At 66.4% G+C, this 20996-nt stretch carries 19 protein-coding genes and 2 pseudogenes; 14 read left to right on the top strand and 7 right to left on the bottom strand.

Annotated elements, in window-relative coordinates:
* Together HV773_RS32380 and HV773_RS32375 are read right to left on the bottom strand one after the other, a co-directional pair.
* Window positions 1–225 (bottom strand): annotated as a pseudogene (locus HV773_RS32380) (sulfonate ABC transporter permease); the annotation flags it as partial.
* Window positions 226–1100: 875 nt separating this feature from the next.
* Window positions 1101–1565, bottom strand: a complete 465-nt coding sequence (locus tag HV773_RS32375; protein ID WP_175197964.1) for a hypothetical protein — start codon at window positions 1563–1565, stop codon at window positions 1101–1103.
* Between the two features lie 322 nt (window positions 1566–1887).
* Between HV773_RS32375 and andR the strand changes: the two genes are divergently transcribed.
* The 7 genes from andR to HV773_RS32340 all read left to right on the top strand — a co-directional run bounded on the left by andR (window position 1888) and on the right by HV773_RS32340 (window position 9020).
* Window positions 1888–2880, top strand: a complete 993-nt coding sequence (gene andR / locus HV773_RS32370; RefSeq protein ID WP_175197963.1) for an anthranilate 1,2-dioxygenase regulatory protein AndR — start codon at window positions 1888–1890, stop codon at window positions 2878–2880.
* 165 nt (window positions 2881–3045) lie between these two features.
* Window positions 3046–4002, top strand: a complete 957-nt coding sequence (locus HV773_RS32365; protein ID WP_175197962.1) for a PDR/VanB family oxidoreductase — start codon at window positions 3046–3048, stop codon at window positions 4000–4002.
* A 29-nt stretch (window positions 4003–4031) separates the two neighbouring features.
* Window positions 4032–5375: an aromatic ring-hydroxylating dioxygenase subunit alpha gene (locus HV773_RS32360; RefSeq protein WP_175197961.1), complete on the top strand. Its 1344-nt coding sequence runs from the start codon at window positions 4032–4034 to the stop codon at window positions 5373–5375.
* On the top strand, window positions 5375–5917 hold the full coding sequence (locus tag HV773_RS32355) for an aromatic-ring-hydroxylating dioxygenase subunit beta (RefSeq protein ID WP_175197960.1): 543 nt from the start codon (window positions 5375–5377) through the stop codon (window positions 5915–5917). The genes HV773_RS32360 and HV773_RS32355 overlap by 1 nt, the downstream gene beginning before the upstream one ends.
* Window positions 5918–5952: 35 nt before the next feature.
* A complete protein-coding gene (locus HV773_RS32350; RefSeq protein WP_377729402.1) occupies window positions 5953–6585 on the top strand; it encodes a cysteine hydrolase family protein in 633 nt (210 codons plus the stop codon).
* Window positions 6582–7385, top strand: a complete 804-nt coding sequence (locus tag HV773_RS32345; RefSeq protein ID WP_175197959.1) for an SDR family oxidoreductase — start codon at window positions 6582–6584, stop codon at window positions 7383–7385. The genes HV773_RS32350 and HV773_RS32345 overlap by 4 nt, the downstream gene beginning before the upstream one ends.
* A 33-nt stretch (window positions 7386–7418) precedes the next feature.
* Complete coding sequence (locus HV773_RS32340) at window positions 7419–9020, top strand: phytoene desaturase family protein (RefSeq protein ID WP_175197958.1); 1602 nt, start codon at window positions 7419–7421, stop codon at window positions 9018–9020.
* 64 nt (window positions 9021–9084) lie between these two features.
* On the opposite strand, the gene HV773_RS32335 is transcribed toward HV773_RS32340, so the two are convergent.
* Window positions 9085–9537, bottom strand: coding sequence for a zinc-finger-containing protein (locus tag HV773_RS32335; RefSeq protein ID WP_175197957.1), 453 nt, complete (start codon window positions 9535–9537; stop codon window positions 9085–9087).
* A gap of 332 nt (window positions 9538–9869) precedes the next feature.
* Here HV773_RS32335 and HV773_RS32330 point away from each other — a divergent pair, with 332 nt between their 5' ends.
* The gene (locus tag HV773_RS32330) at window positions 9870–10409 is read left to right on the top strand and encodes a hypothetical protein (RefSeq protein ID WP_175197956.1); all 540 of its coding nucleotides are present in this window, start codon (window positions 9870–9872) and stop codon (window positions 10407–10409) included.
* 112 nt (window positions 10410–10521) lie between these two features.
* Window positions 10522–11856, top strand: coding sequence for a DUF2325 domain-containing protein (locus HV773_RS32325; protein WP_175197955.1), 1335 nt, complete (start codon window positions 10522–10524; stop codon window positions 11854–11856).
* 11 nt (window positions 11857–11867) lie between these two features.
* Here the strand turns inward: HV773_RS32325 and HV773_RS32320 are convergent, their stop codons facing one another.
* The 3 genes from HV773_RS32320 to HV773_RS32310 are packed head-to-tail and all read right to left on the bottom strand — an operon-like array spanning window position 11868 to window position 13409.
* Window positions 11868–12266 carry a winged helix-turn-helix domain-containing protein gene (locus HV773_RS32320; RefSeq protein WP_246282553.1) on the bottom strand — a complete coding sequence of 133 codons (399 nt, stop codon included), beginning with the start codon at window positions 12264–12266 and terminating at the stop codon, window positions 11868–11870.
* 46 nt (window positions 12267–12312) lie between these two features.
* Window positions 12313–12942, bottom strand: a complete 630-nt coding sequence (locus tag HV773_RS32315; protein ID WP_175197954.1) for a nitrogen fixation protein NifQ — start codon at window positions 12940–12942, stop codon at window positions 12313–12315.
* A 38-nt stretch (window positions 12943–12980) separates the two neighbouring features.
* Complete coding sequence (locus tag HV773_RS32310) at window positions 12981–13409, bottom strand: TOBE domain-containing protein (RefSeq protein ID WP_175197953.1); 429 nt, start codon at window positions 13407–13409, stop codon at window positions 12981–12983.
* Window positions 13410–13650: 241 nt separating this feature from the next.
* Here HV773_RS32310 and HV773_RS32305 point away from each other — a divergent pair, with 241 nt between their 5' ends.
* Together HV773_RS32305 and HV773_RS32300 are read left to right on the top strand one after the other, a co-directional pair.
* Window positions 13651–14502 (top strand): extracellular solute-binding protein, encoded by an 852-nt coding sequence (locus HV773_RS32305; protein ID WP_377729411.1) that lies wholly within the window; start codon window positions 13651–13653, stop codon window positions 14500–14502.
* Window positions 14503–14518: 16 nt separating this feature from the next.
* A complete protein-coding gene (locus tag HV773_RS32300; RefSeq protein ID WP_175197951.1) occupies window positions 14519–16375 on the top strand; it encodes an ABC transporter ATP-binding protein/permease in 1857 nt (618 codons plus the stop codon).
* Between the two features lie 402 nt (window positions 16376–16777).
* On the opposite strand, the gene HV773_RS32295 is transcribed toward HV773_RS32300, so the two are convergent.
* Window positions 16778–17800 carry a hypothetical protein gene (locus HV773_RS32295; RefSeq protein ID WP_175197950.1) on the bottom strand — a complete coding sequence of 341 codons (1023 nt, stop codon included), beginning with the start codon at window positions 17798–17800 and terminating at the stop codon, window positions 16778–16780.
* Between the two features lie 296 nt (window positions 17801–18096).
* Between HV773_RS32295 and HV773_RS37600 the strand changes: the two are divergent.
* From HV773_RS37600 to HV773_RS32285, 3 genes and pseudogenes are all read left to right on the top strand, one after another.
* Window positions 18097–18279: pseudogene (locus tag HV773_RS37600) on the top strand (4-hydroxyacetophenone monooxygenase); the annotation flags it as partial.
* Window positions 18280–18431: 152 nt separating this feature from the next.
* A complete protein-coding gene (locus HV773_RS32290) occupies window positions 18432–19400 on the top strand; it encodes a DUF1571 domain-containing protein (RefSeq protein WP_246282552.1) in 969 nt (322 codons plus the stop codon).
* A gap of 493 nt (window positions 19401–19893) precedes the next feature.
* Window positions 19894–20946, top strand: coding sequence for a glycosyltransferase family 2 protein (locus HV773_RS32285; RefSeq protein ID WP_175197949.1), 1053 nt, complete (start codon window positions 19894–19896; stop codon window positions 20944–20946).
* Window positions 20947–20996: the final 50 nt, after the last annotated feature.

Raw genomic sequence — 20996 nt, 5'->3', positions numbered from 1 at the left:
CATGCGCAGCGTGGTGCGCATGGCGTACTCGGGCAGGTTGGCCGGGTCGAGCGAGATCGCCTGGGTCTTGAGCGTGGCGATGGGCGCCATGGTCTCGTGAAAGCCCACCACGGCCATGGCGATCAAACAGATGATCAGCGGGAACGCCACGAAATCCCAGCGATTGGGCAGCACGCGCCACGCCGAGGCGTTGGCCGTACGGTTCAGGTTGAATCTGAACTCCATCAGCGGCCTCCTGGGGCGAATAACAGGTTGAACTGATTCATGTCTTGAAGCACCAGCGTTTCTGGATGTTGCTGCTTAATGCATGCTAAATGCTGCTTAATGCGGCTTGTTGCGGTTTATTGCTGTTACGCGGCCTCAGGCGCTGCCTGCAACGCCGGCACAGGGCGGGCGGCATGGAAGCGCGGCGAATCCCGAATGGCGGCAAGACGGAGCAACTGGCGCGCGCTGGCGGGCGCCCGTTGCATCGGCCTGGGCCATGCGCAACGCAAGTGACGGCCCGTGGGTTGCGCGGCATCGACTGCCTGCCGATGCGCGCAATGAACGGACCGTGCCGCGAGCGAAATTCGCTCACGGCGCGATGTCGGCCTTACGCTGCGCGCGAGAAAAAACGCGGCTGCGCCGGGTCGACGCTAATTAGAGTGCACGGAAATTACTGCGAGACGCGCACCATCTGCCTGGCTGGCAAGACGGCGGCTGAAAGAAAAGGGAGCGCGGACGTCGTGCCGGTCAGGCAGCGAAACTATTCGAAGATCGACAACTGCTACTGTCCAAGGCGTCAGCCCCTTTTGTTAAGACGGGCGAATTTTAGTCACGCCCACTGCCGGAAGTCAACACGATTCGCGCCGCTCGTCAAATGTCGTGCCAATGCTGCCACACGGCCACTGCACGGCCATTGCACAGGCATGGCCGTGGCGCGGGACGATGCGCCAGAGACCCCTGCTTTTATCCGGCCCTGTTTGCAGGCAATACGTAAGCTATCGAGGTCTCGTGGCGGCGATGCATGTGGGGACTGATCGGCAAAAAACAGGCCATTCCGGTGAATCGCGAGCCGCAATCGACGTGCCCGCCTGAGCCTGAGCGTCTGTCCGCCAGCCTCAGGCGTGCTTGCGCATCGGCTGCCGGGTGTCGCCCGCGCCGCCCGTGCGCATGCGCTCCAGCCGCTCGCTGGCCTCGGCCAGCACCCAGAACGGCGCGCTCTGCAACTGCTGGTCGTAGACACCCACAATCGCCTTGACCGCCTCGAACTCGGGTTCGTCGAACCGCCAAACGCTCTCGGCTGCACCACGCGCGAAGCACGCGAGGATCGCCTCGTCGGCGCAACGGACCTGGTCGGGCGTCAGCGCGCCGTAGCCCGCGCCGGCAATCGACTGCGCGAGCACGTGCGCATGCAGGAGCGCCTGCGCATCGTGCTGTGCGCCGCCCGCGCGCAGCGAAGCGAGCGCCAGATGCAGTTGCAGCGCGAGTTCGTCCGCGTTCGCGCGCGGCATCGGCAGCAACTCGGCCTTTTGGCGCCGGGCGCGGGTGGTCTTGTGCTGCGGAAAGGGGATCGTCTTGGCCATGTCGCCCATCGGTATCGATTCAGGTGCGTGTACAGGTGCACTTTCAGGTTCATTAACGGCACGCGGCGGCCAAGGTTGAGCGCCGCCGCTCAAGATCGATGTAACAGTGGGTGACAGGCCGATGCTCGAAGCTGCGGCGTTGTCCACTCTGGCAAGTGGTTCGTCCCCGCGCGAGGGCATTTTTTTGATGTAGGTCACGAACGTGTACAGTGAGGTACGCTCGGGACATTGCGCGGGCAACCGACTCGCGCCGCCCGATCCTTACGCTTCCCGTGGCCCTCCAGGGCCTTCGAGTCGCCAAAACACGCAGCGAAGAACGCCTATGCCGCCTGCTTCCATGCTGATCGAACCGGCCCTGTTGCGCCAATACCGGTACTTCGAGTCGAACGACGTCGACGACACGCGCCAGCGCATCGCGGCGGTGCTGCAGCCGCACCGCCTGATGCCGGGCGTCGCGCGCGCCGGCCATTCGGCGTACATGAACCATGTGCGCATCGACAGCCTCGGCTTCGGGACCATCGGCTATGCGGGCGCGATGGGCGTGGACGCGGGCGAGATCGAGGACTATTACCTCGCGATCCTGAGCCTCTCGGGCTATGCCGACGTGACGGTGGCCGGGCGCCGCGCCATCGTCGGGCCCACGCAGGGCGTGATCGTCGGGCCGCAGATGCGCTTCGGCGGCACGTTTTCCGGCGACTGCGAGCAGTTCTTCGTGCGCATCGACAAGCGCGCGATGCTCGCGCACACGGGCTACGACCATCTGCACATCGAGCCGCTGCTCGACCTGACGCGCCCCGAACTCGCGCCATGGCTCGCGCAGTTGCGGCTGCTCGCGTCGTCGCCGGAGACCATCGCGCTTGCGCAGCGCGACCGCCGCGTAGCCGTCGAATTCGAGCGCCTGCTGGTGACGATGCTGCTCGCGGGCCAGCCCCACCATTGCCAGACGCGGGCCACGCCCGCCGCACCCGCCGCGTTCGTGCCGCGCACGGTCAAGCGCGCGAAAGCCTACATCGACGAGCACGCATGCGAGCCGATCACGCTCGCCAATATTGCACAAGCCGCAGGCGTGCCCGTGCGCACGCTGCTCGACAGCTTCCAGCGCCACTCGCACGCGAGCCCGATGCAGATGGTGCGCGAGGCGCGGCTCGAACGCGCGCGCGACCTGCTGCTGCGCGCGAGGGACACCGAGCGCGTGGCCGACATCGCGCTCGGCTGCGGGTTCGCCAATCTCGGCCGCTTCGCGAACGCCTATCGCGAGAAGTTCGGCGAAACGCCTTCAGCCACGCTGCGCGCGGTGCGCCAGCGCGCGAGCTAGGCGTCGCCGGGGGGGGCGCCCCACGCTCGCCCCACGCTCGCCGCGCCCCGGAAAAAGCCGCGCCGCCGATTCCTGCGCATGCCGGACAGCCATTGCGTTCCGCGGATATCCGGCCGATTTTGACCGCCATACAGTCGATCCGTCTCACCACCACGGAGCCGCTGTATGTCCCCGCTCAGGATGCGCGTTGCGCATATCGATTCCCTGACTCCCGCAATCCGCCGCCTGCGCCTCGTCGCGGCCGACGGCGCGCCGCTGCCCGCCTTCACAGCGGGCGCGCACATCGGCGTGCACGTGCCGCTCGGCGAGCGCACGCAGCGCCGCGCCTATTCGCTCGTCAATGCCCACGGCCCCGCCGATCACTACGAAATCGCCGTGCTGCTCGAACCCGCGAGCAGCGGCGGCTCGCGCTGGATGCACGCGCTCCAGGCAGGCGATGAATTCGACATCGATGCGCCGCGCAACGACTTTGCGCTCGCAACCGGCGCGCGCCGCCATCTGCTGATCGCGGGCGGCATCGGCATCACGCCGATTCTCGCGATGGCGCACGCGCTGGGCGCCGCGGGCGAGCCGTACGCGCTCCATTACGCGGCGCGCGACGCGAGCAGCATGGCTTACCACGACGAAGTGGGCGCGCTGCCCGTGGCGACGCGCTGGTTCGACGGCGGCGATCCGCGCCACGGCATCCCGCTCGCCGAGACGATCGGCAAGCCCGAGGCCGGCGCGCATCTCTACGTGTGCGGCCCGGCGGGCCTGATCGCGGCGACGCTGGCGGCCGCACGCGCGCTCGGCTGGCCCGACGACGCGCTGCACAGCGAGTTGTTCGCAGCAACGCCAGCCGCGCCCGGCGACGCCGAAGCCCCCTTCGAAGTGCGCCTCGCGGCCTCCGACCGCGTACTCGTCGTGCCTCCCGGCACCTCGATTCTCGACGTGATGATCGACGCCGGGCTCGACCCGCTTTACGACTGCAAGCGCGGCGACTGCGGTGTATGCGCGACGCAACTGATCGACGGCGAGCCCGACCATCGCGACATCTGCCTGAGCGACGACGATCGCGCGCGCGGCGCGTTCTGCCCCTGCGTGTCGCGCGCGAAAAGCGCGTGCCTCGTCCTCGATCTTTAACGGTCTTCACCTCACTGCAAGGAAGCGGCATGAGCCTTAATCATGAAACCCTCGCCAGCCTCGTGCGGCCGGACAGCGTCAACAAGCGCGTCTACACGGACCCGGAGATTTTCGTGCTGGAGATGGAGCGCATTTACGGCCGAGCGTGGATCTACGTTGGCCACGAAAGCCAGGTCAAAGCGCCGGGCGACTATCACACCACGCGCCTCGGCGACCAGGACGTGGTGATGGTGCGCGCCTCGGACGGCCAGATTCACGTGGTCTACAACCGCTGCCCGCACAAGGGCGCGCAGATCGTGCCCGACGGCGACGGCTCGGCCGGCAAGTTCTTTCGGTGCCCCTATCATGCGTGGACCTTCAAGCTCGACGGCACGCATCTTTCCGCGCCGCTGCGCAACGGCCTGCAAAACACCTGCTTCGACCCGAAGCATCCCGACTTTTCGATGCGCCGCCTCGCGCGCGTGGACAGCTATCGCGGCTTCGTGTTCGCGAGCCAGGCAAGCGATGGACCCGACCTCAAGACCTTCCTGAACGGCGTGGCCTCGTCGATCGACAACCTGTGCGACCGCTCGCCCGTAGGCGAGGTCGAAGTCACGGGCGGCGTGTTCCGCGTGCTGCAACGCTCGAACTGGAAGGTGTTCTACGAAAATCTGCACGACACCATGCATGCGCCGGTGACGCACGAATCGTCGGTGGTCTCGGCACGCTCGCAGGCTGCCGAAATGGGCGCGATGCCGTTCGAACTGCTGATCATGGACGGCAATGGCGAGCCCTACGAGTTTTGGGAAAAGCTCGAACTGCGCGCTTATGAATATGGCCACGGTTACATGGAAGGCATTTTCGACCCCACGGCCGCCACGCGCGACCCGGTGTCGAACGCGCACTTCGCGGCGCTCGCCGAGACTTACGGCGAGGAACGCGCGCGCGGCATTCTCGGCATGAACCGTCATAACACGGTGATTTACGGCAGCGGCTCGCCGCATACGGTGTTCCAGCAATTCCGCGTGATCCGGCCGATAGCCGTCGACAAGACGCTCGTGGAGATCCAGGTATTTCGCCTGAAGGGCGCGCCCGAGGCGGTGTTCGATCGCGCACTCACCTACGCCAACGTGATCAACTCGCCTTCGTCGAATGTGATGCCCGACGATGTCGAGGTCTACGCGCGCTGCCAGCAAGGCAATCAGACACATGGCGGCGACTGGGTCAGCATGCACCGCTACGCAGGCACGGACCGCGCCGTGGAAGACGGCTTCGTGTCGATCAACGGCACCAGCGAGTTGCCGATGCGCAACCAGTTCGCGGCGTGGAAGCGCTTCATGGTGGACGACGCCGCGCAAACCCAAAAGCAAACGCAGAATCAGGGAGACGCGTGATGCTCAACGACCCGACCTTCGATCTTTCGACCGTCGCAGCGCGGAGCGCTTCGGTCGATGGCCAGCTCGACGCGGCGCTGCGCGCCGAAGCCGAGCAATTTCTCTATCGCGAGGCGCGCCTGCTCGACACACGCGCGTTCGACGCATGGCTCGACCTGTGGACGCCCGACGGCATGTACTGGCTGCCGCACGAGCCCGGCCAGACCAGCGCGCGCGATCACATTTCGCTGTTCTGGGAAGACGCAACGCTGCGCGAAGTGCGCGCGCGTCGGCTCTCGAACGCACGCAACTGGTCGCAGCAACCGCCCACGCGCACGGCGCGCCTGGTCGGCAACGTGATTGTCGACGGTCATGACGAGGCAGGACGCCTGATCGTGCATTCGACGCTCTTCGTCACCGAATGGCGGCTCGGGCAACGCACGCTCGCGGGCCTCGTCACGCACAAGCTCGACACGCGCGGCGACGAGTGGAAGATCTACCTGAAGCGCGTCGATCTCATCAATTCGACCGATGCGTTCGCGAATCTCGAGGTGTTCTTGTGATGGCGCCTGCTGTGTCAGCTTCGGTGTCAGCCTCGGTGTCAGCCTCGGCATTCGCGCGCAGCGCCGTGATCGCGCTGCACTACCAGAACGATGTGCTCGATCCCGGCGGGCAGATTCGCGTGGGTTTCGACGCGGTGCAGCCCGAGCGCGCGGCCGTGCTCGACGCGGCGCGCGCACTGCTTGCGGCGGCGCGGCGGCATGCGTTGCCGCTCCTTCACATTCGCATCGCGTTTCGCCACGACTACGCCGACCTGCTTCGCAACGCGCCCATCTTCGTGCGCACGGCCGAGGCGGGCGCACTGCGCGAGGGCACATGGGGCGCGCAGTTCTACCCGGGCCTCGAACCCGACGATACGCGCGCGCTCGACTACGTGCTGCATCACCGGCGCACCAGCGGCTTCATCGGCACGCCGCTCGAACAGATCCTCGCCGCGCACGACGTACGCCATTTGATCGTCGCGGGCGTTGCCACGCATTCGACTGTCGAGATGACCGTGCGCCATGCCGTCGATCTCGGCTACACCGCGACCGTGGCCGCCGACGCATGCTCGTGTGCGGACCGGCGCGCGCACGATGCCTCGCTCGAAGCAATGCGGTTGATCGCGGAAATTTCCACTGTCGCGGATATCTTCGGCGCGCCGCATTCAAGCGATAAGGATCACGAATGAAAAATCATCAAGTCGGCAAGCTCGCAGGAAAACTCGCCATCGTTACGGGCGCCACGCAAGGCCTGGGCGCCGACATCGCGCGCGGTCTCGCCCACGAAGGCGCCCATGTGCTGATTGTCGGACGCGGTGCGCAAGCGGGCCGCGCGGTGAGCGAATCGATCGGGCCGCTCGCGCGTTTCGTCGAAACTGACATCACCGACGATGCGCAACTCGATCGTCTGGTCGAGATTGCGCGCGAGATGCACGGCGGCATCGACTTCGTCGTGAACAACGCGTGCAGCTACGACGACGCGGGCATCGCCTCCACGCGCGAACAATGGCTACGCCTGCTCGACGTCAACCTCGTCTCGGCGGCGATGCTCGTGCAGAAGGCCGCGCCGCATCTGCGCGATACCGCCGTGATCGTCAACCTCGGCAGCACGGGCGGCAAGTTCGGCGCGGCGGGACGCGCCCTCTATCCCGCTTCGAAAGCGGCAATGCTGCAGTTCACGCGTAATCTCGCGATGGAGTTCGGGCCGCGCGGCATCCGCGCCGTGAGCGTCTCGCCCGCGTGGACATGGTCGCCTTCGCTCGAAAAGCTCGCAGGCGGATCGATCGACGCCGCCGATCGCGTGGGCAAGCGCTTGCATCCGCTCGGCCGGGTCGGGCGCGGCGAGGAAGTCGCGCGCGTGGTGGCGTTCGTTTGCTCACCCGACGCCTCGTGGATCACGGGCGTGGACGTGCCCGTCGATGGCGGCTTTTCCACCTTGGGCCCCGATCAGGGCGTGTCGCCGCGCGAGTGGTTCGCACGGGACCAGTAAATTTGTTTCGGATAACGATATAATGGAGGGGCGATGGAAGAAACCGATGTCATCATCGTGGGCAGCGGCATCAACTCGCTCGTGTGCGCAGCGGTGCTCGCGCGGCGCGGCAAGCGCGTGGTCGTGATGGAACGCAATGCGCAGCCGGGCGGCTGCATTCGCAGCGAGGAGCTGTTTCCGGGCTATGTGCACGACGTGCTGTCGTCGTGGTATCCGCTCTTCGTCGGCAGTCCCGGTTACGCCGAGCTCAAAGACGAACTGCACGCGAACGGACTCGAGTTCGTGCAGAGCGAATACTCGACGGGCGTCGTCACCCCGGCCGGCGAGGCGATGGCATTTCGCACCGATATCGCGGATACCGCGCGCCGCTTCGATGCGGCGCACGCGGGCGACGGCGCGGCGTTCGAGGCCGTGGCGAGCCGCCTCTTCGGCGCGGATGCCGCGTTGACCTTCGGCTTGCTCGGCGAGCATCCGTACGGCTGGAAAATGGCGAAGTTGCTATGGCGCGAATGGCGTGCGCGCGGCACCGACGGGCTCGTGTCATTCGCGGGCAGCGCGCTGGAAAGCTTCCGGCGCTGGGGGGCACGCGAGTTGCGCGCCGACCTCACGCGCGCCGCCATCGCCCCGTGGACGCTGCACACCGGGCTCGGCCCCGACGACGCGGGATCGGCGCTCATCGGCAAGCTCACGTTCGCCGCCGTCGTGGCGGGCGGCATGCCCGTGGTGAAGGGCGGCAGCGCGAACATCGTCAAGGCGTTCCGCGCCTTGATCGAACAGCACGGCGGCGTGTTCCTCACCGGCACCGAGGTCGAGCGCGTGCTGACCGAAAACGGGCGCGCCGTGGGCGTGGTGACCAACGACATCACGAACGACCGCGCGGGCAGCAAGACGTGGCGCGCGAGGCTGGCCGTGATCTGCAACGTCACGCCGCATCAGCTCTACGAACGGCTGTTGCCCGACGCGCCCGCGCCGTGGCGCGAGCGCGCCAGCGCCTATCGTTTCGGGCGCGGCGACATGCAGATTCACTTCGCGCTGCGATCCGCGCCAGACTGGTGCGCGCCCGAACTCGCGCGCGTGCCGCTCGTGCATCTCACGGAAAGCATGGAGTCGGTGTGCATGGCCGTGGCCCAAGCCAACAACGGCCTGATTCCAGCGCGACCGACGATTGCGATCGGCCAGCCCACGGCTGTCGACCCGAGCCGCGCGCCCGCCGGAGGCGCGATTCTCTGGCTGCAATTGCAGGAGATGCCGTCGCGCCTGCAAGGCGACGCGGCGGGCGAAATCGACGTGCCCACCGATGGCCGCTGGACCGAGGCCGTGCGCGAGCAAGTGGCCGACCGCGTACAGCGCCGCCTCGAAACCGTGATGCCGGGTCTCGCGTCGAAAATCGTGGGGCGGCGCGCGTATTCGCCCAGCGACCTGCAGCAACTCAACTGCAACCTCGTAGGCGGCGATCCGTATTCGGGCGTGTGTTCGCCCGACCAGTTCTTCTGGCTGCGGCCGTTCGCGGGCGTGCGGGGCAAGCGCGTGCATGCGACGCCCTACGCGAACCTTTATCAGATCGGCGCTTCGACGCATCCGGGTCCGGGCCTGGGCGGCGCTTCGGGCTGGATGGTCGCGAACGCGCTCGCCTGAGCCCTTCGCTGCGCTCGCGCCTGCCCGTTGCCGGATGGGCGCGGCAGACCCTCATCTGCCCGCGCTAGCGCGCGTCGTCGGGGGCGCGACGTGCGGCCATAAAGGCTTCCACGTGGCGGATGGCCGCCTCGCACTGTTCGAGTGTCAGATGGTGGATCGACGGATTCGGCAACTCGAAGCCGAGTTCCCCGGCCACCCAGCGCAACGCGCGGCCGCGCGCCTCGAAGACATTCACCTTGTCGCGCCGCACCTTGGCGGCAACGAGCGGCTCCAGCGCATCGTGCAGGCGGCTCTTGGCGTCGCGCAGCGCGGCGTTGGCGAGCCGCCCGAGCGGCACGTTGCGGGTGCTGCGCGCGGGCACGCCAATCCACGCCTCGCAGGCCGCGCAGACCCAAAGCGGGCCGTGGTCGTCGCGGTACGGATAAGCTTCTTCGCCGTAACGGGCGAGCAGCGCCTTTGCGCCGCAGTAATCGCACAGCGGCTGCGGCAGCGCCTTGACGGGGCGGCCTACGCGCATGCGCGGCTCCCACGGGCGAAATTCGACGGTTCCATAAACTTGCTTGATTCAGTGATTGCCGGGCGGACGTGAAAATAACGCAGAAGCACGTCCATCAGCAAAAGGATACCGGGAACCACCAGCATGCGGCACCCTGGCCGGATGGCTCAGGCCGACTAGCCCAGGCCGAATAGCCAACGCAGCGGCGGGTGGCCGTCGCGATTCAGCGATTCATCGATTCATGCGCACAGCGGATTACCGGCATCGATATATACATTAGAATACATCGATGGCATCGGGCCTCCCGTCCTGATATGCAACTTGAGATCCAGCGATCATAAAGAGAGAGTTGAGTGAATCGACAGCCCCTGGCGATGAACGCGGCGGAAAGCTCCCCAGGCATACGTGCATTCGATGCTGCCCCCGCCACGTTCACGATCTTGCGCCCCGCCTCCGGCCAGCAACGCGCGGAGCAGATTCGCGACGTGATCGACGCATTCCGGCGCTTGCGCGAAAGCATCGATCGCTTCAACCGCCTGTTCTCCGCCAGCGCCAGCGAGCCCTCGCTGCGCGGCGACAGCGGGGTTTCGCTTCAGCCCTTGCTCACGGTGCTCGCGCGTCGCGTCGCCGATACGCGCTTTGCGCGGCATCGCGAGCTCAAGCGCGCGATCCGCGACGCGCGCCGGCTCGACAAGACCCGCGACGCCATCTTCTCCGACGCCTTCAGCCTCGACACCGAAGCCATGAGGCAAGCCGCGGACGAACTGGAACGTCTCGACGCCGTGTTCGTCCGCCTGGGCGTTGGGCACGCGCTTGCGCGGCATCAGGAGCGTCTCGAAGACGCGCGCGCCGCGACCGAAGCAGCCGCGCCCATGCAAACAGGCGCGGCCTGACCTCGCTATATTCCGTGGTATATTTCGAACTCGGCCGGCAGCCGTACGTCACAGCGGACGCCCGTGCCACGCGCATCGCCATCCCGTGCTCCCAACCGGAACAGAGGTCACCATGCACGCACCGCCGTTTCGCCTCGCCCGCACGCCGGGCGCCGCGACGCCGGACGAGCCGCCGCATCTGCGCGCCTTCGCTCCCGCCGCCACCTGCTGCACCCCAACGCCCGCCGATCTGGATCGATCGCGGCGTCGCCCACGTCTCGCCGAACTCGACGCGCACCTGCATTGCTCGATCATCGGCACCTGTCTTTCGACGCACGAACTGCGCAAGCTCGTGCCGAAATTCACCGCGCTCGACGGCGCGCGCGCAAGCGATCTAGAGATTCATCACACGGCGGTCGAGCACGCCATTCAGGGCGGTGCGCTCGGCAAGGCACTGCAAAAAGCGCTCGACATGCGCTACGCCGGCGCGCTGCGGCGCTTTTCCGCCGCGCGCGATGCCGACGCCGTCCTCGCGCTCTGGCACGAGGCCCGCGCGAGCGGCGACATTCCCCCCGCCTACTGGGCGCTGATGACCCATCCGGCAACGACGATGGCCGTGCGCCAGGCCGCGTTCGGCGATCTGCACATGCTTTCGCATCTCGTGGGCGCGGCGAACCGCGCCGACCTGCGCCGCCTCGTGGCGCTCGAAGAAGAGAACACCGCCTTGCAGACGAAGGTGGAGCGTCAGCAGATGCGCCTGAACACCATGAGCCGCGAACGCGACGACGCCCGCAAGCTGCTCGAAGAGCTGCGGCCTGGGACGCGGGACAACATGGACGAAACGCACGAGACCACGGCGTTGCACGCGCGACTGGCGGCATTGCAGGAAGCGCTCGCGGCCCGCGACGCGCGGCTCGCGCTGCAAACGAGCCGCTGCGAAGCCGCCGAGCAACGCGCCACCGCCGACGCCAACGTCCTGTTAACGTTGCGCACGCAACTAGATGAAGCGCATGCGCTGATCGACGCCCTGCGCGCCGAAGCGCACGCAATGGAAAGCGCCGCGCAGCCCGACGAGGAGCATGGGCCCCGCGCGCTACCGCGCGCGGTGCTCAAGGGACGGCGCATTGTCTACGTGGGCGGACGCCCCGGATCGAATCACGCGCTGCGGCGCTGGGTGGCTGCGGCGGGCGGCGAACTCACGGTGCACGATGGCGGAGTCGAGGACCGCAAGGGCCTGCTGGCAGCCTCGCTCGCGGGCGCCGATCTGGCCGTGTTTCCGGTCGACTGCATCGACCACGATTCGATGGCCATGCTCAAGCGCGTGTGCGAACGGCACCAGGTGAGCTGGCACCCGCTGCGCACCGCGAGCCTCGCGAGCTTTGTCGAATTGATGATGCGGCTGCACGAGAACGCCGCGCCCGCGCTGGCAGCCGTGCCGGTTTCGCGGTTCTGCCTGCGTCACGGCTAGGCGGCGCGGGTTCAGCCCTTGACGAGTTTCATCAGCGCCTCGATCTCGGGCGCGCAGGCGGCGGCGGCCCGCGCCTCGATGCCGCGATAGAGCCGGATGATCTCTTCGCCCACGGGCGTGAGCGTGCTGCCTCCGCCGCTTTGTCCGCCGTGCTCGGACACGGTGGCCGGCGATTCGAGCGCGCGATTGAGCTCGTCCATGAGGAGCCACGCGCGCCGATACGACATGTTCAGGCTGCGCGCCGCCGCTGAAATCGAGCCCTGCTCGCGCACGGCCTCCAGCAATTGCACCTTGCCTGGCCCGAGCGCGATGGTGCCGTCCTGAATGACACGCATGCGAAAACGCACTTCAGGCGCACTGCGCCGCGTTGGCGTAGCGGCCTGGGTCTGATCTTTTGGGGGTGGGGTCATGGGCGCAAGCATACACGATGCCCCAGGCCGTGATGGCCCGCGTTGTTCAATTCCCCAGCGGAAAGCAGAAGCCGAAATCCTCACAACCCGGGCAGCCCGGCGCGGGTCCCGGCACCCCGCCCGTGGCCCGCGCCAGCTCGCGCGCGAGCAGCTTCTTCCAGCGCAGGCCTTCGCGATTGCGCGCGACCACTTCAGGGAAAAAGCGCGTGAGCATGTGCGTGACGTCGTCGCGGCCAGCAAGACCGAGATCGCGCCACAGGTGATCGGGGCGCAGGCACGCATGCGCGAGTATCGCGGCGAGACACTGGGCATCGGCGGCGTCTACGTCGCGCGACGCAAGGCCGATCAGCCATTCGCACATCGAAGCAACAAACGCGGCGTGCGTTTCATCGGCGATCGGCACCGCTTGTTGCATTGGCGGTTGATGAGGTGACGAAGGCAGCAATGCCATCGCGTCCGCCACGAAATGCCGCTGTGCGAGGCCCGCGAACGCTTGCGCCGATAACCCGAGCAAGGCCCGTTCGCCACGCACTTCGCGTGCCGCCACGAGCCGCGCGAACAGCCACGCATCTTCGGAACGCGCGCCGCCCGGCACGCCGGTCAGGCTGTCACGGCAGGCCGCGGCGCGGCGCTCGAAATCGGGCGCCGCCGCGTCGCCGGGCAAGGTCTCGGTCATGTCGGCCACCGTTGCCGCGCGCCTCGCACGTCAGTCGATCAGGCGTCCACGCCCACGATCACGCTCGACGCCTTGAACAGCGCCGCAGCCGACTTGCCCGCTGCGAGGCCGAGACGGTCCACGCTGTCGTTCGTGACGATGGCCGCGATCTGCGCGCCGCCCGCCGCCGTGATCACGACTTCGGCGTTCACTGCGCCCTTCGTGACCGAAGCGACGGTGCCCGCAACGACGTTGCGCGTGGAGACCTTGTTGGCGTCGCCGTCGACCATCACGATCACCGACGAAGCCTTCACGAGCGCAAACGCGTTCTTGCCGGCCGCGAGGCCCAGCGAAGCGGCGCTGCCGTGCGTGATGATGGCGACGATCTCGAGGCCGCCGTCGACGCGCAGCGTGACTTCGTCGTTGACTGCGCCGGCCTTGACCGCGGCGATCTGACCGGAGAAATGATTGCGAGCGCTGGTACGCATGAGAGCCTCCATATAAAAGATGAAATTGACTGACGAAAGCACCGGTGCGGCACGCGCGCCGGTGCGAATCCGAATCCAAGGGCCCAGTGTAGCGGCACAGAGCGACCATCCCCAGACGTTATTGAGAACATTGCCCATGTGGCCAGGTGCATAAAATCGGCGGTCCGTCGTAATATATGCACCTTTATAACGCTACGGGGTAGAAGAAATGATCCGCAAGCTGATCGCGTCTGTCGTGGTGATGTCCGGCGTACTCGCCGCGAGCACGGGCGCATTCGCCGCCGACGACAGCGACGTCAACGTGCTCTACGCAGGCTCGCTCGTGAACCTGATGGAAAAGAGCGTGGGACCGGCATTCGAGAAGGAAACAGGTCTGCACTTCAAGGGTTACGCAGCCGGCTCGAACAAGATCGCCAATGAAGTGAAGGGCAAACTGCGCCGTGGTGACGTGTTCATCAGCGCGAGCCCGAAGGTCAACGCGAACCTCATGGGCGAGGCCAATGGCAATCATGTTTCGTGGTACGTGAATTTCGCGGAGTCGCCGCTCATGATCGGCTACAACCCGAAGAGCCGCTTCGCCGCCGACTTCAAGACGAAGAAGTGGGACACCGTGCTGCGTGAGCCGGGCATCCGCCTTGGCCGCACCGATCCCAAGCTCGACCCGAAGGGCGCGTTCACGGTCGAGCTCATGACGAAGGCGGCCCAAGCGTACAACCAGCCTGATCTCGTCGAAAAGACGCTCGGCGCGCCGGAGAATCCCGCTCAAGTGCTGCCCGAGGAAACGCTCGTAGGCCGTCTGCAATCGGGCCAATTGGACGCGGGCTTCTTCTACTCGACCGAAACATCGGACCTGAAGATTCCGTCGATCCACCCCGCGCCCGAACTCGGCATCAAGGCGAACTACACGCTTACGATCCTCAACGACGCGCCCAATAGCGCGGGCGCAGCGCGCTTCGTCAACTTCCTCTTGAGCGCGGAAGGCCGCAAGCTGCTCGCTGAGCACGGCGTGGACGTCACGAAGCCCGCAATCAAGGGCGAGGCGCAAGCCATTCCGCCCTCGGTGCAGGCCGTGATCGACGCCGCACAGCAATGACGCCGCAATCGCAATCATGACTCAACCCGCGCAGCGCGCCGCAAGGCCGCTCTGGTGGCTCGGCGCGTTGCTCGCGGTTTATCTGTGCGCGCCGTTTTTCGCCAGCATCCCGCAGATCGGCCAGGCGGACTGGGCCGGCGTCGACTGGCGCACCATGGGCTCGGCGGTCGGCGTGTCGGTGGCGAGCGCGAGCGTCGCCGCGCTCGTCATCCTGGTGGGCGGCGTGCCGCTCGGCTATTGGCTCGCGCGTTCGCGCGCGCGCGGCGTCGCGCTGCTCGGCTTCGTCGTGCAGTTGCCGCTCGCGCTGCCGCCGCTCACGAGCGGCGTGCTGCTGCTGTTCCTGATCGGCCCGTATAGCGGCCTCGGCCAACTCTTCAACGGCACGCTCACCGACTCCTTCACAGGCATCGTGCTCGCCGAAACCTTCGTGGCCGCGCCGTTCCTGGTCGTGGCGGCGCGCTCGGCGTTCGCCGCCGTCGATCCGGTCTACGACGACGTCGCCGCCACGCTCGGCCATCGCGCCTTGAGCCGTTTTTTTCGCGTCACGCTGCCGATCGCCTGGCCCGCCATCCGCGCCGGGCTCGCGCTTGCGTGGCTGCGCGCGTTCGGCGAATTCGGCGCAACGGTGATGGTCGCCTATCACCCGTACTCACTGCCGGTCTACACCTATGTGGTGTTCGGCGGCCAGGGGCTGCCCGCGATGATGCCGCTGCTGCTGCCGACGCTGGGCATCGCGATCGTCTGCGCGGTGCTCTCTGTCTATAGCCGGGGCGCGCGCGCCACGCCTACGGTGAGCACCGACAACGGCGACGAACTCACCGCATTCACGCCCGCCGCCGCGGCAGCGAATGCGGACAACCTGCGGCTCGCGTTCGCGGCGCAGCGGCGGCTCGGCGCGTTCACGCTCGACGTCGCCTGGCAGCCGCGCACGCGGCGGCTCGCGATCATCGGGCCGTCGGGTTCGGGCAAGTCGCTCGCGCTGCGCATCGTCGCGGGCCTCGAGCGCAACGACGCGGGCTTCGTCTCGCTCGGCGCGACCGACATCGGCGCGTTGCCGCCCGAAGGCCGCCAGATCGGCTACATGCCGCAGGACTACGGCCTGTTTCCGCACATGACGGTGGCGCAGCAACTGGCGTTTCCCGTCGATGCGGATGCCGCCAGCGCGCGCTACTGGCTCGCGCATCTGGGCCTCGACACGCTCACGCAGCGCCTGCCGCGCCAGCTCTCGTTCGGCCAGCGCCAGCGCGTGGCGCTCGCGCGCGCGCTCACGCGGCACACTCAATTGCTGCTGTTCGACGAGCCGTTCGCCGCGCTCGACACACCGCGCCGGCGCCGCCTGCAGCAAACGTTGCGCGCGCTACAGCGCGAGATCAGCGCAGTCACCGTGATCGTCACCCACGATCCCGACGAAGCCGCCCTGCTCGCCGACGAGGTGCTCGTGATCGAGCATGGCCGCACGCTGCAAGCCGGTCCCGTCGACGAGGTGTTCGCGCGACCCGCTTCACTGCGTGTGGCCGAATTGCTCGGACTGCACAACATCGGCACGGGTGTCGTGCTCGAATCGGGCGAGATCGAAACGGCGGGCGGACTGCGCTTGCCGTGCCGAATCGCTTGCGAGAGCGCGCGACTCGCCGCGGGCACGCGCGTGATGTGGCGCGTGTCGCCGCGCGCGCTGCGCGCGACGCCAGACGGTTCGCTCGAAGGCCGTCTCGCCGGCGTCTCGCTGCGCCACGGCGACCGCTACGTCACGCTCGAACTGGCTGGCGACACCTTCGACATCCCCGCCGAAGACGCGGCGCTCCCGCACGCCGGCGCACTGCGCTTCGAGATCGACCCTGCGGGCGTGAGCGCGTGGCCCGCCAGCCACTCCTGAAAAGCCTCACCTTTCGGTCTTACCGAGATCCCCACGGCGTCATGCCGGGCGCTGCGGCACTTCGCAGAAAGCCTTGTTTTCCAGCGTTTTCAAGGCTTTCTGCGCGAACGGTTAGTGTCTCGAAACAACCGCGCGCACCGTTCCCGAATAACCTCACCTTTGGCATTCGGGTGCGGCTTCGCGTATCGCGCGAGAGAACAGTTCGCGTCGCTTAACCTGGGACTACCAGGAATTTTCTGCCGCAATCCGGCTTGAAATCGTCGTTTCTTGCACAAAATGGTCATTTCGGGTGAGTAGTCCTGAAGCCTTGCGGTTCACCTCACGTCACGCAAGGCCGCACGCGCGTGACTGCGCGCGACTCCCGAAAATGCTCACCTTTCGCTCAACCACGTCGCCTTCGGCTCAAATCACGAAGTGGCTGCCACTGTCCAATAGCTTCGGCCGCGGCATCAGGTCCGCGCGCGCGAAGCGGATCAGCGAGAACGCGCGCACGCCCTGCGGACTGGCCGGCAAACGCGCGAGCGGAAACTCGATCTGCGCGCCGCTGCCCGGCGCGTCGTGCTCGATCACGACGTTCATCGGGCTCAGCCGCACCTGCTTCATCTCGACGTTCGCGTGCTGCGCGGGATGCGCGAGCACATCGCAAATCACGCCCATTTCGTGTTCGAGCGCGTCCGTCTTCAAGCCGAGCTCCGCGAGCGCCTGCTCGTTCGCGTCAATCTGCGCCTGAAGTTGCGCGAGTTCCGCGGCGTTCTCGACCGCTCGCTCACCCACCATCTTCTGCGTGCCCGCACCCTGGCGCGTGAGCAACTGGCGGCGCGTGCGCAACAGCGCGCGCTCCTGCTCCAGCGCGTCGCGGCGCGACTCGTCGGCGCCGATCTGCGCGAGACCTTCGAGTGCAATCTGCTCGACCACGCGCTGTACGATCTGCTCGCGCAGGTCCGCTTCGGATTCGCCGCATACGCGCACCTGATGGTCGTCGAAGCTCAGCGTGGTTTGCGAAACGTCGGTGTGCACGTGGTCGCCGTGCTGCGCGACGCCGAGGCTGCGGCGCTCGGCCATCGCCATGCCGAGCACGGCCCAGGCTTCGCGCGCGAGCGGATGGCTCTCGAACCACGCGTGCAGTTCGGGCGAGCGGCTCAGCACCGGCGCCACGTCGGCGGGCGCAGCGAAGAACGCGTGGATATGGGGATTGGCCAGCCAGTTCGCAGCGCTCGCCTCGCACGCGGGCGGCAGGCGCTCGACGATTTCGCGCACGTACGCGACCGACTGTGCGAGCGCGGGACTCAAGCGCTCGCGATAGTCTCGCGCGAATTTCAGCGAGGGGCTGAGCACGATCAGCCGCTCGACGAGCGCGCGCGTCTGCTCGGTCTCCTGCACGGGCGTCGCGCGTTTGCGCGGCCACAGTCGGTCGAAGAAGCCCATGGTGCTACTCCGTAGCGCCGCGCCGGTGGCGCGTTTCCCGAGTCACTATACCGTGCGCGACTCACAGATCGATGACAGGTTGCCTCTCCGCGCGACTCCCGAAAACGCTCACCTTTGCAAATCCACCCCAGACGCTTTGATTAAAAAAATCTGCGAAGCAACTTATAGACGGCGGGTAAAACGCGTCTTTTTGCACTGCTCAGTGAATATCCGCTCCCGCAGACGCTCACCTTTGTCATTTACGAACGTCGTAACCCGGTTGTCGGCGATGTTTCGGTGCCCTGCGGCGAGCGCCCCCGAAAACACTCACCTTTGGAGCCGGCGCGCTGCAGACACAGCGTACCGGCGCGCATGCCTACCTTGGCACGACTTTGCCTGGTAATCCAAATTTTTTCACGAGCGTCGGACCGAACACCGGTCTCAGGCATCACTCGATGGTGTTCACGATTGAGACGGACGAGTGGCTGCGTGCCGCGATCGCGCGCGCGGTATGCACCACCCAGCGCGCGGCGTGAAGGGAATTTGAGAGGCGGTGCGCCGCGCAGCCGTTACCATCGCGCTTTTTCGCCACGCCGTTTGCGGTTCTGTTTAACGCCTCGTTCAAGAAAATAGCGACACAGGGAGCCCAACCATGAATAACGATCCTATGCATTCGATCCCGCCCGGCGCGCGGCCGACGGGGCGTGCGCGACGCCTCGCTGCGCCCGTCGCCTGCGCCGCGGTGTTTGCATTCGCATGTGTCACGGCCAGCGCGCAAGACAGCGCAGCGGCCGATGCAAGCGCCCCCCCCAACGCGCAAGCGAATGCTCAGCATGACACCATCGCAAGCCCATCGGCCAACCCCGCCGCCGAAGTCGGCAAGCTCCCGCTCGAGCAGCAAGTGCGCTGGCTGTCCCGCGCGCAAAAGAGCGGCGCGCTCGTGAAGATGAGCGACGCACAACTCACCGCGCTCGTTCAGGCGTTCGATCCGCTCGTCGTGCCCGCGCTGATCCAGATCGGGCCGTCCGGGTATCCGTCGTACGAATTCGTGCTCTCGCGCTGGGAGCGCCTGAACGGCAAGTGGCCCGCCAAACCCGCACACATGCTCGTGAAGCTCGACCGCGAACCGCTGCGCATCTACGCGAAGTGGCTGCCCGACGGCGAGAATGCGGGTGAAGAAGTGATCTACGACGCCACCAAACGCACCGATCAGATGTACGGACATCTGGGCGGCCTGCTCGGCGTCATGCCGATGTGGACGGCGATCGACGGCTCGCTCGCGCGCTCGCAGTCGAATCACAAGATCACCGAGCTTGGCACGGAGTTCATCGTGAGCCGCTTCATGGCGGACGCGAAGAAGTACGCCGAAGTGGGTTCGCCCTACAAGCCGCAAGTGGAAGTGAAGACGCTCAACGGCGTGCGCGTGGTGGCGCTCACGTATGCCTCGCCAGCCGGCAAGAAGCAGACGCTCGGGCTGGACCTTCGCCGCCCGTATTTCCGCACCGTCGAGGCTTATGACAACGACGGCCAGGTCCTCGAAAGGATCGTGATCGAAAGCATCACGCCAAAGACCTTCGAAGCCGATGCCTTCGATCCGAAAAATCCCGAGTACAAGTTCTGATACGCCACACGCACGGCAAAGGTGAGGTTTTTCGGGGGCATCAACTCCTGGAATTCCTCACCATTACTCAATACACCGGTGAAGTTGTGGCGCTTCGCATGGCTCACCATCCACGTCTCCTGGAATTCCTCACCATTACGCAATAACCGGTGAAGTCGCCGCGCCCTTCGCGGCTCACCATGCCCCCTTCTCCTGGAACCGCTCACCTTAGCGCGACGATGCGTCGATAAACGGGCGGGGCGCGTCTTCGCACCAAGGTGGGTGTTTGCGGGAACCCCTTTCGCGCGCGCTCGCGTACGTCTGCGCCGTTGTGTTGAACACCGCACACATAGGCCGCGATAGCGGTGGCGTCCGCCGACGACCCTGAGCTATAAGATTACCAATTACTTTCAATTCGCTATCAGCGCGAGAGCGATGTAAGTCTTTGGTCGCCGACGAGGTGGCGTTGCGAAAGCACACCCGCCGACTACAGGGCAAATACGGGGTAACCGCAGTGAAGGACATCACAATCGTCATATGTAGCTACAACTACGAACGCTTCCTGCGTGAAGCGATCGACTCGGCGCTCGCCCAGGAACCGCAGCGAACCCGCGTCGTCGTGATCGACGACGGCTCGACCGACAGTTCGCGCGCCATCCTCGCGAGCTACGGCACGCGCGTGACGCCGGTTCTAAAAGCCAATGGCGGCCAGGCGAGTTCGTACAATCTCGGCCTCGAAATGGCCGATACCGAGTACATCCTGTATCTCGACTCCGACGACGTCCTTTACGAAGGCGCGGTGGCGCAGGTTCTCGACACGTTCGAGCGCGGCGGCTATGCGAAGGTGCAATTCACGCTCGACGTGATCGACGGCGAAAGCCGCTCCACCGGCGTCTGCGTGCCGCACTCGCAACCGCCTGCCGAATGCGCGGGGCTGTTGCGCAGCGGCTGGCTCTACCCATCGCCGCCGGCGTCGGGCAACGCGTATCGCGTCAGTGCGCTCAAACGCGTGTTGCCGCTGCCGAAGACGACGCGCCGCGGCATTGCCGCCGACTTCTTCGCCATTTACGGCGTAGCGCTGGTTGGCCAGGTAGGCGTCATCGATACACCGCTCGGCGGCTATCGCGTGCATCGGATGCCTGAGGACAACGCGGGCGCAAACACGGCGTCCGCCGCGCCGCGCCCCGGGCTGTCGATTGCGAACAGCCAGGACGTCGCCGAAGTCGTGCGCGCCTTTCCCCAGCGCTGGGACGCGCTGCGCGAACTCGTGAGCGAGCGCCTCGGCGAGCAGTTGCCAGAACAGGCCATGGATTTTTCATACGAAAAAGCGCATCTGTGCATGTGGGTGTATGACGCGCCGTTGTGGCGGCGCTGGCATTGGATCGTGTTCGGCTCGCGGCGCTACTTTCACTCGATCCTCGCCAATCCGTTCTGGACGACGCGCAAGAAGTTCGCGGCGGTCTCGTTGACGCTGTTGTGCCTGCTGCCGCTGCGCAGCGTCAGCGACCACGCCATTCGCTATCTCGCCAATCCGCTCGCGCGAGGCACCCAGACTCATCGCTCCTGAGTCTGCCGATGTTTGCCGATCCGAGGTCCGTTACTCAGCCATCAAATTCG

The sequence above is a fragment of the Paraburkholderia caffeinitolerans genome (assembly GCF_902859945.1).
GTDB classification, from domain to species: Bacteria; Pseudomonadota; Gammaproteobacteria; order Burkholderiales; family Burkholderiaceae; genus Paraburkholderia; species Paraburkholderia caffeinitolerans.
The sequence above is the reverse complement of the archived record's forward strand: the minus strand, read 5'-3'. Positions and strand labels throughout refer to the sequence as shown.

What these genes read in the sequence shown, in the direction of transcription:
- HV773_RS32310 (WP_175197953.1), bottom strand. Translation starts at nt 13,409, where the DNA reads ATGCGTACCAGCGCTCGCAATCATTTCTCCGGTCAGATCGCCGCGGTC.
- HV773_RS32355 (WP_175197960.1), top strand. Translation starts at nt 5,375, where the DNA reads ATGCTCAACGACCCGACCTTCGATCTTTCGACCGTCGCAGCGCGGAGC.
- HV773_RS32360 (WP_175197961.1), top strand. Translation starts at nt 4,032, where the DNA reads ATGAGCCTTAATCATGAAACCCTCGCCAGCCTCGTGCGGCCGGACAGC.
- HV773_RS32365 (WP_175197962.1), top strand. Translation starts at nt 3,046, where the DNA reads ATGTCCCCGCTCAGGATGCGCGTTGCGCATATCGATTCCCTGACTCCC.
- andR (WP_175197963.1), top strand. Translation starts at nt 1,888, where the DNA reads ATGCCGCCTGCTTCCATGCTGATCGAACCGGCCCTGTTGCGCCAATAC.
- HV773_RS32315 (WP_175197954.1), bottom strand. Translation starts at nt 12,942, where the DNA reads ATGACCGAGACCTTGCCCGGCGACGCGGCGGCGCCCGATTTCGAGCGC.
- HV773_RS32335 (WP_175197957.1), bottom strand. Translation starts at nt 9,537, where the DNA reads ATGCGCGTAGGCCGCCCCGTCAAGGCGCTGCCGCAGCCGCTGTGCGAT.
- HV773_RS32290 (WP_246282552.1), top strand. Translation starts at nt 18,432, where the DNA reads ATGAATAACGATCCTATGCATTCGATCCCGCCCGGCGCGCGGCCGACG.
- HV773_RS32320 (WP_246282553.1), bottom strand. Translation starts at nt 12,266, where the DNA reads ATGACCCCACCCCCAAAAGATCAGACCCAGGCCGCTACGCCAACGCGG.
- HV773_RS32340 (WP_175197958.1), top strand. Translation starts at nt 7,419, where the DNA reads ATGGAAGAAACCGATGTCATCATCGTGGGCAGCGGCATCAACTCGCTC.
- HV773_RS32345 (WP_175197959.1), top strand. Translation starts at nt 6,582, where the DNA reads ATGAAAAATCATCAAGTCGGCAAGCTCGCAGGAAAACTCGCCATCGTT.
- HV773_RS32300 (WP_175197951.1), top strand. Translation starts at nt 14,519, where the DNA reads ATGACTCAACCCGCGCAGCGCGCCGCAAGGCCGCTCTGGTGGCTCGGC.
- HV773_RS32305 (WP_377729411.1), top strand. Translation starts at nt 13,651, where the DNA reads ATGTCCGGCGTACTCGCCGCGAGCACGGGCGCATTCGCCGCCGACGAC.
- HV773_RS32295 (WP_175197950.1), bottom strand. Translation starts at nt 17,800, where the DNA reads ATGGGCTTCTTCGACCGACTGTGGCCGCGCAAACGCGCGACGCCCGTG.
- HV773_RS32375 (WP_175197964.1), bottom strand. Translation starts at nt 1,565, where the DNA reads ATGGCCAAGACGATCCCCTTTCCGCAGCACAAGACCACCCGCGCCCGG.
- HV773_RS32325 (WP_175197955.1), top strand. Translation starts at nt 10,522, where the DNA reads ATGCACGCACCGCCGTTTCGCCTCGCCCGCACGCCGGGCGCCGCGACG.